Here is an 11,610-nt window from a genome sequence, read left to right as displayed (position 1 = left end):
TTATCTTATTATTTAACCGAGCCCTTAGTAAATCCATTATAAATATATTTTTGCAATAGTAAGAACACTAGTAAAGTTGGTATGATCGCTATAATAATCGCGGCACATATAACTTCCCATTGAGAACCATACGGACCTTTAAACTTAAACAATGCTGTAGATATAACCTGTAATTTTCTATTAGGCATATATAAAAACGGAGTATAAAAATCATTATAAATACCTACACCTTTTATAATTATTACTGTTGAAATAGCAGGTTTCAACAAAGGAAGAATTATCTTTCTATATATAGTTAAATAGGAAGCCCCTTCTAACATAGCAGATTCATCCAATGATTTTGGTATCGTACTTAAAAATTGAAGAAAAATATACACTGATATTATATCTGTTCCCATATATAATACTATTGCCGCTAACCTAGTATTATATATACCTAGTTTATTTACTATCTGAAATGTAGCTACTTGTGTAGTGATACCTGGTATTAATGTAGCTATCAAAAATAATGTCATGATTAATTTGCTTCCCCTGAATTTAAATCTGTCCAATACATAAGATACCATTGTACCTAATAATATTGCACCAACAGTAGAAACTATCAATATGAATGCTGTATTCAAAAAGCCTAACAACATATTGCCTTCTCCAAAAGCTCGTCTGAAATTTTCAAAGTTCAACCAATTTTGGGGTAATACCAACGGACCTGTTTCCCTATATTCTTTTGATGTTTTAAAGGATGCAAAAAATACAACCATTATTGGCATAATTGCTATAAAACTAGCAAGAACTAGACTTAAATATTTCAAGAAACTACATATTCTATATTTCAATCTTTGCATCTCTACATCTCCCTATCTTTGAAAATAAAATTTTGTATAAGTGATGCAATGACAACTATTATCAATAAAATAACAGCCATCGCTGAACCTAATCCAAATTTACTATATTTAAATGCTGCATCAACTGTTTGAATTACAAAGGTTTTTGTACCATTAGCTCCTTGAGTCATTATATAAGGTACTTCAAATACACTTATCGCTCCTTTTATAGATAAAATAAAGTTTAATTCAACAATTCTTTTTATGCTTGGAAAAATTATGTATCTAAACTGTGCCCATCTTCCAGCACCATCAATTTCAGCAGCTTCATATATATCTGAGGGGATTGATTGTATAGCTCCTAGAAATGTTAAAAAACTAAAACCTATATATCTCCACACAGAACTTCCCGCCAAAGAAAAATTAACTATATCAGGATTACCGATCCATTTCTGAATTAACTGATTCAGTCCTAGAGCACCTAGTAATGTATCAAGTGTACCATCTGGCTTGAAAAAATATAAGAATATAAAACCAACTGCAACACCATTTAATAGATATGGGAAAAATATAACACCTTTGAAGAAATTCTTCCCTCTAATTTTAAAACTTAATATAGTTGCGAAATACAAGGCTAAAGGCATCTGAATAAAAGAACCAACAAGATAATATAAACTTACTTTAAATACCGAAAAATATTTTGGTTCAGTAAAAATCTTTATGTAATTATTAAGACCTATAAACTCTTTATGCTTACTAAAGCCATTCCATTTATAGAAACTATAGACAAACATCTTTTCTAATGGCCAATACGAAAATGTAATAAGCAATACTATCGGCACTAATAGAAACAATAAAATAATTACTTTTCTTTGCTTTTTATAACTTAATCGAGAAAATTTGAACATTAATACACCTCCAAATAAACTACCATGATGTTAAAAGAATATTATAGGAAAGCACATACCGCACTTCCCTATATGATTAAGACTGTTTTATTTCACAACATTTTTTCTAGCAGTTGCCCATCTCTCATTAAGATCATTTACTATATCTTCAAATGTTTCATCTGTATTTCCTATACCAGCTTCTATAATACGTTTTTTATAATCATCATTGTAAAAACCAATTTCTGATTCATTTTGGATTTCATTGACTAATCCTTCTTTACCTTCTGGCGCTGGATTATCTGAAATTAATTTAACACCCATTTCTTGATAAGGTTCTAGAGATGAAGGCATATCTGCTCCTTTTACAGGTGGTATCGCATTTTGGTCATTAGCAAACCCTGATTCGTTTAAGAAGAAATATAAAAAAGCTTCTGCAGCTTCTTTGTTTTTACTGTTTTTATTAACAGCAATACAATAATCTCCACCACTTCCCGAATATACGTTACCATCTTTATTAGTATAAGGGAATGGCATGAATCCGATATCATCTGGATTTTCAGCAAATTCCTGAGCTTGAGGAATGATCCATGAACCTGCTACAATAACACCAATTTCTCCGTTAGCAATCATTTGTTTGGATAATTCAAAATCTGTTGTCATAGGATCATCTTCAATTAGTCCTTCTTTTGCAACATCATACATCAATTTGTAAAGAATATGCATTGGTTCACCTTCTGCAAAAGGTGTGTCATTATCAAGCAAATGATTAGAGAAATCAGAATCCCCTGAGACAGAAAGTACATTACCCTGCCATTGTGACAAAGCCCAGCCACTGGCATAGTTAGTATATAGAGGTATCGCTTCTGTGTTTTCCTTGATTTTCTTTAAAGCCATAATGAATTCATCTGGAGTTGAGGGTAATTTTTCTATTCCAGCATTTTGAAAAACTTTCTTGTTATATAATACACCGTCTACTCCTGCCACTGTAGGAATACCATAAACTACATCATTACAAGTTGCTTTTTCAACAAAGACATATTTTTCACTAAGTTCTTCATAACTTCCAAGAGGTTCAAAGAAATCAGGCATTTCTGTTACAGATATGTTTGGTATTAACAAAACATCCCCATAATCCTCTGTATTCATCCTTATTTTTACTTGTCCTTCATAGTCAGCCATACCTTCAAAACTAACTTTTACTTTTGGATATGTTTCATTAAATTTCTTAGCATACCTTGGGAAATCAGTATCTACCAAATTAGTACGGTTTGTCAAAACAATGATTTCACCTTTTAGCTCATCTTTATTTGTTTTTTCTGAGCTTGTTGCTTGGTTGTTATCAGATTCATTATTTTTTATGGTTTTTTCACTTTCGCTGTCATTCTTACAAGCCACTAATGATGTCATCATTAATAATAATACTACTAAAGTTAAAGATAAAATTTTTTTCATTTATTTCTTCCCCTTTCGTGTATAAATAACTTACCGATTAAGTTACAATTAAATTATAAGTTATTTATATTTTTTTGTCAATACCCTTTGTAAATTTATATAAATATACTAAATCGCTATTATTAATTGCACAATCATACGATGATATTACATAAATTTTATTATTGTCATCAAACAAGATTGTTTGTTTGATATTAACATGTATACATCATAATTAAGTTACTACGGCAAAAAAAATAAGCCTATCATGGTCTTTGATTACCATTTACATAAGCTCATTTTCATATAATTATAAACTCTTAACAGAATTCCTAAATACAATATTTCCCTTAATTGAAATTCTACCATATTTTTCATTGGTATTTTTCATTTTCTCTATAATACATCTGACAGCTGTCTTAGCCATTTCTTCCATGTCAACTTCAACTGTAGTTATCTTGACATCAGAAATTGTAGCATAAATATCATTATCAAATCCAACAACCGAACAATCTTCTGGAACTTTATAGCCTTTATCATTTAATTTTTTTATTAAATTATATGCGATCATATCACAGTTACAGACAAATGCAGTAGGCAACTCATCAGGTAATTTCAGATCGATAAATTTACCTTTTTCATCTCTATCATTGATTATATATTCTTCATTCAATTTAATTCTATGCTCTAACAGTGATTTATAATACCCTAGAAATCTATCCTGTATACTGCTGGTTGCATTTAAATTACCAACATAACCTATCTGTCTATGACCATTTTTAATAAGATAATTAGTAATCTCATATGCTCCATAAAAATTATCTGTAATAATCGTATCTATATCTATATGCTCATCGTAAAAATCAAGAAAAATTATAGGCATTTCTATGTTTTGTAACAATTCAATATATCCTTTATTCACTTGTCCCAATATAATAAATCCATCTACTTTTCTCTGATTGTATATTCTAGGGAGATTAAGCCGTTCTTCATCTTTAGAATCTAATATATTCAGTATCGCAGAATAATGATATTCCTCTAATATCCTTGATATATACTGATAAAAAGTCAAATAAAAAGATCTATTATCACCTGTAAAACGTTCTGCAATAATTACCCCGATATTATAAGAATTACTAACTTTTAATGATTTTGCCAAAGCATTATATCTATAACCCATATCTTCCGCAACCATTTTTATCTTAATTTTCAGTTCTTCACTTACACCATCTTTATCATTCAGTGCTTTTGAAACAGTAACTTTACTAACCCCTAACTTGTCAGCTATATCCTTCATTGTAATGTTTTTATTCATACCAACACCACCTTTTTAATCTTTAAATATTATAACAAAATATGAGAGATTTTTCTACATTTCCTTCAATTACAAGGTTCTAAATTAAGCCCCATAAAGGTAAAAGTTAAATCTTCTTCATTGTCTATTTTCTTGGCAAGCAATTTTTTAGGCTTAATCAAAATTGAGTAAATACCTTTTTTATCCACTTTTATCTTACCAGCATTACTTACTACAGTTTTGTAGTAAAAAGCTTTTTTATTTTGTATTCTTTCATGCTCAATAACAGTAGTATCTATAATGGTATCTCCTATAATGATACTTAGCTCATGTCCACCTAACCAATCACCATTTCTTGAGGCCATACTAAGCACGTTAATATCATAAACACCTTCATTAATTATTTTGACCTTATAACTTAACCATGTATTACAATCCACAAAATCATTAATTTGTCCCACATAACCTAACGAAGCTTTATGATAACTATTTTCATTATGTATTTCACATAAAGTTGCAGGCAAAACCATACTGCCGTTTGGTTGTTGCACCAACATATTATCTACTCTAAGGCAACCATCATATTTAACTCCTATAACCTTAACGTTTTTATTGTCCCTGATACCATCAATCAATATAATTTCTAGAGAGTACAGATCTAATTCTTCATCATAATTTTGCGTATAATCAAGATACCGTTTTTTATTGTCCTCTATTATATAAACGCAGCAAACTTTATTGGTTAATCCATGTACAATAAATTTATTATTGGTGAAGTCAAACAAATGGAAATATATAATATCATTTTTTACAGTTGTGGTACCCCATGGATTATTTAGAAAAGGACTACCTTTAACTCCATATATGCTTTCTTCATTATTATTCAACCATATACCCATCTGTTTTAACCTTATTAATGATTCCTTAGGAATTTCTCCATTACCTTTTGGTCCAATGTTTAATAATAGATTACTCGATGAACCAGCAGCTCTGCACAATGATTGTATTAAAATATCAACCGATTTCCAGTTATCATCATTGCACTTATATCCAAAAGTATCATTCATTGTAATACATGTTTCAGACAATTTTTTGGAATTGTCAGTATCATTACTTAAAAACACTTGTTCTCCTGCTCCAAAACATTTGCATTTTGGTCCCCATTTACGATTAGTTACTATATGAGGTTGCAATTGGTACATCATATTATCAATATCCAAACATATTTCGGGCTCTGCTTTCAAGTATGGCTGATCTTGATCAAACCATACAAAATTGATTTTACCGTAATTAGTTAGTAGTTCCCTCAATTGGTTTTTCATGAATCTACCATATTTTATAGTATCGCCTTTATTATTAGGGAACCGGTGATATCCAACATGGAGATCAGCTGGAAAATATTCATTATACCAATCGGCAACCGAATAATATATACCGAACAACATATTTTCCCTATGACAAGCATCAGCCAATTCTTTAACGAAATCTCTTCCAGATGGTGAGTTTTCAACGCTATTATTATCAGTCTCTTTTGTATCAAAAAGGCAGAATCCTTCATGATGTTTAGTAACTATAACTATATACTTCATTCCTGCATTTTTAGCTATATGGATATAATTATCTGCATTAAATCCTTCTCCTGTAAATTCTTTAGACAGTACTTTTGTGTATTCATCCAAATCAACTTTTAGTTCACATGGTAACCATTCACCCAATCCAGTGTTTTCTTTATTATTGTACTTTCCACCAGCAACTGAATATAATCCCCAATGGATAAACATACCAAACTTAGCTACATTAAACCATTGGAAATCACTATCTAACTTTGTTACATCTGATTTGATTATTTTTAGAGCTTCATATGAATCCAGTTCACCCTGATTTCTTTTTAATCCATCATCTATAATAATTTCTTTATCATTATTCAATTACGTTTCCTCCCGCAAAATGTATTAACGTAACTAACCGATAAGCTTACTAATTAATAATAACTTATTTTTATGCTATATGTCAATAACTATAGCAAATTTATATCTTTTTAATTTTAGCTAGATTCTCACTATCCTTCTTTAACTCTTTGAATGCCACAGCCAACATTAGCTTTATTCTATTCAATTGATTAACTTCACTAGCTCCTGGATCATAATCAACTGTTAATAAATTAGCTTGTGGATATTTTTCTTTTACTGCTCTTAACATTCCCTTTCCTGTTACATGATTAGGCAGACATGCAAATGGCTGCATACATATAATATTATTTACCCCGTTTTCAAGAAGCTCAACCATCTCAGCTGTAAGAAACCAACCCTCTCCAGCATGATTACCTAATGAAAGGATGTTTTCCGCTCCCTTAGCTAATTGCCCTATAGTCCTGGAATTAAAGAATCTATTGCTATTTTCTAGAGCTTCCCTTTGATATTTTCTGAAAGCTTCTACATATTTAATAGCTATTCCACTTCCTATGGCAGTAACTTTACTTTTACCCAAATACCTGCTTTTGAATTTTGAATTATATACACTATATAAGAAGAAATCTATTAAGTCCGGTACAACTGCCTCTCCACCTTCATTTTCTATCATATTAACAATATGGTTATTAGAAAACGGGTTGAATTTAACGAAAATCTCTCCTGTCAATCCGATTCTTGGTTTTTTTATGTTATATAGAGGAATTTTATCAAAATCGTTAACTATTCCTTTTATTATATTAGGTTTAATCTTATTATCATTGATAATATTCTCAATACAAACCTTTTTCCATTTGTTATGAAGTTTAGTTGTTGAACCTATTATTTTTTCGTAAGGTCTTGTTCTATATATCAATTGCATGAAAAGATCTCCATATAATATGGCCATCAGCATTCTGTTAATCATATTAAGACTTAATTTAAATCCAGGATTTTTTTCTAGTCCCACTGCATTTATTGATAAAACAGGTATGTTACCAAATCCAGCATCTTGTAATGCTTTCTTGATGATAGATATATAGTTGGTAGCTCTACATACTCCACCCGTTTGAGATATGATTACAGAAATATTATCTTTATCATAATCTCCATATTTTAATGCACATAATATCTGTCCTACAATTATTATAGATGGATAACATGTATCATTGTTAACATATTTCAATCCTTCTTTCAAAACTTTTTCATTGACATGTGGGAGTATTTTGAAATTATAGCCGCAACTGTTGATGGCTCTCTCCAATAATTCAAAGTGTATTGGTGAAAGCTGAGGCGCTAAGATAGTATGAGTCTTTCTCATCTTTGATGTAAATATTTTTCTTTCATAAAATTCTTTTACATGCATTGGTTTGATTTGATTTTTTTCTCTTTCATCCATAGCTGCTTTTAATGACCTAAGTCTTATTCTTGCAGCACCTAAGTTATTTACTTCATCGATTTTTATTAATGTATATAGTTTATTGTTGTTTCCTAATATTTCTGCTACCATATCTGTTGCTATGGCATCTAGACCACATCCAAATGAATTAAGTTGAACTAGTTCTAAGTAATCCGTTGTTGCAACAAAACTCGCAGCTCTATAAGTTCTAGAATGATATGTCCATTGGTCCACTACTCTTAATGGATTATTGATCTTACCCAAATGGGCTATAGAATCTTCTGTAAGAACTGCCATACCTAAATTGTTAATCAGCTCAGGAATACCATGATTGATTTCTTGATCTATATGGTATGGTCTTCCACATAGCACAATCCCTTTTTTCCCGTTTTCTTGTAAGTACTCTAGAGTTTCTTCACCTTTTTTTCTAATATCTTCTTTAAATGTTTCATTTTCATTCCAAGCAATCTCCAATGCTCTATCCACTTGATTCTTATTGATTCCATATTTACTGAAAGTCTCGTATAGAACCTTACCTAATGCATTTTTATTATCCAAAGTTAAAAAAGGATCCAGATAATCAACATCCTTTTCTTTAATGATTCGCATATTGTTTTTTATTACTTCCGGATAAGATATTACTATAGCACAATTCAAGTTATTATCACTGGAAGCGAATTCTTTTTTTTCATAAAATATACATGGATAGAATATCATATCTACTTGTTTTTCAATAAGACTCATTATATGACCATGAACTATTTTAGCTGGATAACATGCCGATTCAGATGGTATTGTTTCCATTCCTTTTTCATATATCTTCTTATTGCTTGTTGGAGATAGAATTACTCTAAATCCAAGTTCAGTCAAGAATGTGAACCAAAGAGGATAATTCTGATATATGTTCATAACTCTAGGTATTCCAATTACTGCTCTTGCTTTATCCTTACTTAAGGGTTTATAACTAAACAATCTCTTCAGTTTATACTGATACAGATTAGGAAGATTATTTTTGACATGTGATTTACCACTACCTCTTTCACAACGATTGCCACTAACGAAACTGCTACCATCTTGAAATTTATTTATTGTTAATAGACAGTTGTTTACACAAAGTCCACACCTCTTGTGATGTATTTCTCTTCTAAAACTATTAAGTCTATCCTCAGTAAGAATACTAGATACTTCATTTTCATTGTATCGTTCTTTTGCTATCAAAGCACATCCATATGCTCCCATCATACCTGCTATCTCTGGTCTTACAACCTGTCTCTGTGATATCAATTCAAAACTTCTCAATACTGCATCATTATAGAAAGTTCCACCCTGAACTATTATTTTTTCTCCCATATCTTCTGGATTCTTAATTTTAATAACTTTCTGAAGAGCATTATTGATTAACGAATATGATAGACCTGCGGAAATATCCCCTATAGTCGCTCCTTCTTTTTGGGCTTGTTTCACTCTTGAATTCATGAATACCGTACACCTAGAACCAAGGTCAACAGGTTCTTTAGCAAAAAGTGCCTTGCTACTGAAATCTTCTACAGATAGCTTAAGAGATTTTGCAAATGTCTCTATGAAAGAACCACAACCCGAACTACATGCTTCATTAAGCATAATACTCTCTATTACACCATTTTTCACCTTCATGCACTTCATATCTTGACCACCGATATCTAGTATGAATTCGACTCCCTTCAAAAACTTCTCTGCTGCTTTATAATGTGCAACGGTTTCTATTTCTCCGATATCTATTTTAAGTGCACTTTTTATTAATCCTTCCCCATAACCTGTTACAGCTGATTTAACTATTATAGCTTCATTAGGTAATTTAGAATAAATGTCTTTTAATACTTCTATAACTTTTTGCAATGGTAATCCTTCATTACTGCTATAATAACTATATAATATTTCTTCATTCTCACCCATAAGAATCACTTTAGTAGTTGTTGAACCAGCATCAATCCCTAGATAACACTTTCCAAAATATTCAGAAATATCTTTTGTGGGTATACTTTCATTTTGATGTCTTTTTTTGAATTCTTCATATTCATTTTCATCATGAAATAAAGGTCTCATTCTTTTTACCTGATATTCACTAGTTTTATCTAGTTCACCTAATCTATGGTATAATTCTTCCATTGTCATAGAATCATTATCTATCGAACCTATCGCAGCACCTATTGCGATAAAATAATGTGAATTATCTGGAAATATTATCTGTTCTTCATTTAGGTTAAGAGTTTCGATAAATCTTTTTCTAAGTTCTGACAAAAAATAAAGTGGACCTCCTAAAAAAGCTACATTACCTTTAATAGGTCTTCCACATGCTAAATTACTTATCGTTTGAGTTACTATACTTTGAAATATCGATACAGCAAGGTCTTCTTTTCTAGCTCCTTCATTGAGCAATGGTTGGATATCGCTTTTAGCGAACACACCACATCTTGCTGCAATAGGATATATGTTTTCATAATCTTTTGCAAGTTCATTTAGTCCTTGTGGATCTGTTTTCAATAACGAAGCCATTTGATCGATAAATGCACCTGTACCTCCTGCACAAGTTCCATTCATTCTCTGTTCAACTCCATTAGTAAAGTATATTATTTTAGCATCTTCACCACCAAGTTCTATTGCTACATCAGTCTTTGGAGCTAGTTGTTCTACTGCTGTACTGCAAGAAATAACTTCTTGCACAAAAGGTACATGAAGTATATCTGATATTGCAAGACCAGCTGAACCGCTGACATTGATTGTTATGATACTATCACTATATTTTTCATAGATTTCTTGCACTAACTCTTTAACACTTTCTTTTATATCTGAATAGTGTCTTCTGTATTTACTAAAGACTATTTTATAGTTTTTATCTACTACAACAATTTTTATTGTTGTTGAACCTACATCAAATCCAACGTGTAATTTGTCCAAAATAAATCTCTCCTATTTCTACATTTGTTTCACCATCAATTGGTTAATCCACTATATAGATAATTCCCTTTTTTGAAAGAACTTATAATAGGAGAGGTTATTTTTTCTATCTGGCAACTTTTGTTACTAATTCCTCAATTACCTCATTTACGTTAGTCGCCATGTCATCCTGCTCTTCAGTCAGGTTGCTCAATTTCTCAATCTGAGTATTTATATTTTCGTTTTCCTTTGATAATGATTTCAATAAACCCGAAATTTCGTCTGCAAACATTTTAGTATTATCAGATAACTTCTGCACTTCATTGGCAACAACAGAGAAACCTCTTCCATGTTCACCTGCTCTTGCAGCTTCTATATTAGCATTAAGCCCTAATATTTTGATTTGTTGAGTTATGTGATTAACCGAGTCAATTATTTCATCTGATTCATTTATGTATTGTTTTGATTCGTTTGAAGAATGTATAAGATTATGACTAACGTCATTAAGGAATTTAGTCGTAGTAGAAACCTTGTCCATCTCTTTTTTTAATACTTTTGTAGTTTTATTAATTACATTTAACTGGTTATTAAGTTGATCGCTGATTAATATTTGTTTGTCTACTATATTCATCATAAGCTGTGCCATCTTAGAGTCAACAATCTGCTTTTCACTAAATTTATCTTTAATAGTATCTGCCATTTCTTTGATTCCTGTTGCCTCTATAATAACGTCAATACTGTCATCAATATCATTCATGCTATTACTATATTTTATATTGTGTTCTTGTGCCAATATTATACCTGGTGCATTATAATTTTTGTCGACTACCAATCCAATTACTACATTATCCATATCCTTGAATAAGTTAAGTAATTTAGTCCCTCCGATTCCTGCACCAATAATTGCTACTTTCAT

Annotated in this window: 7 protein-coding genes; all 7 read right to left on the bottom strand. The window is 30.8% G+C overall.

Annotation, left to right across the window (positions count from 1 at the left end):
- Positions 1-8: 8 nt before the first annotated feature.
- Positions 9-842 carry a carbohydrate ABC transporter permease gene (locus QMG30_RS12325; RefSeq protein ID WP_281815768.1) on the bottom strand — a complete coding sequence of 278 codons (834 nt, stop codon included), beginning with the start codon at positions 840-842 and terminating at the stop codon, positions 9-11.
- Between the two features lie 2 nt (positions 843-844).
- Positions 845-1,729 carry a carbohydrate ABC transporter permease gene (locus QMG30_RS12320; RefSeq protein WP_281815766.1) on the bottom strand — a complete coding sequence of 295 codons (885 nt, stop codon included), beginning with the start codon at positions 1,727-1,729 and terminating at the stop codon, positions 845-847.
- Between the two features lie 87 nt (positions 1,730-1,816).
- Positions 1,817-3,163, bottom strand: coding sequence for an ABC transporter substrate-binding protein (locus tag QMG30_RS12315; RefSeq protein WP_281815764.1), 1,347 nt, complete (start codon positions 3,161-3,163; stop codon positions 1,817-1,819).
- A 289-nt stretch (positions 3,164-3,452) separates the two neighbouring features.
- Positions 3,453-4,457, bottom strand: coding sequence for a substrate-binding domain-containing protein (locus QMG30_RS12310; RefSeq protein ID WP_281815762.1), 1,005 nt, complete (start codon positions 4,455-4,457; stop codon positions 3,453-3,455).
- A 65-nt stretch (positions 4,458-4,522) separates the two neighbouring features.
- A complete protein-coding gene (locus QMG30_RS12305; protein ID WP_281815761.1) occupies positions 4,523-6,364 on the bottom strand; it encodes an alpha-L-fucosidase in 1,842 nt (613 codons plus the stop codon).
- A gap of 100 nt (positions 6,365-6,464) precedes the next feature.
- The gene (locus QMG30_RS12300) at positions 6,465-10,715 is read right to left on the bottom strand and encodes a 2-hydroxyacyl-CoA dehydratase (protein WP_330680728.1); all 4,251 of its coding nucleotides are present in this window, start codon (positions 10,713-10,715) and stop codon (positions 6,465-6,467) included.
- A gap of 106 nt (positions 10,716-10,821) precedes the next feature.
- Complete coding sequence (locus tag QMG30_RS12295; protein WP_281815758.1) at positions 10,822-11,610, bottom strand: methyl-accepting chemotaxis protein; 789 nt, start codon at positions 11,608-11,610, stop codon at positions 10,822-10,824.

The sequence above is a fragment of the Vallitalea longa genome (genome assembly GCF_027923465.1).
In the GTDB taxonomy this organism is placed as follows: domain Bacteria; phylum Bacillota; class Clostridia; order Lachnospirales; family Vallitaleaceae; genus Vallitalea; species Vallitalea longa.
This window is presented reverse-complemented; position numbering and strand designations above follow the sequence as displayed.

Excerpts from the sequence above, each read along its gene's own strand:
- QMG30_RS12325 (WP_281815768.1), bottom strand. The coding sequence starts at position 842 with ATGCAAAGATTGAAATATAGAATATGTAGTTTCTTGAAATATTTAAGT.
- QMG30_RS12320 (WP_281815766.1), bottom strand. The coding sequence starts at position 1,729 with ATGTTCAAATTTTCTCGATTAAGTTATAAAAAGCAAAGAAAAGTAATT.
- QMG30_RS12315 (WP_281815764.1), bottom strand. The coding sequence starts at position 3,163 with ATGAAAAAAATTTTATCTTTAACTTTAGTAGTATTATTATTAATGATG.
- QMG30_RS12310 (WP_281815762.1), bottom strand. The coding sequence starts at position 4,457 with ATGAATAAAAACATTACAATGAAGGATATAGCTGACAAGTTAGGGGTT.
- QMG30_RS12295 (WP_281815758.1), bottom strand. The coding sequence starts at position 11,610 with ATGAAAGTAGCAATTATTGGTGCAGGAATCGGAGGGACTAAATTACTT.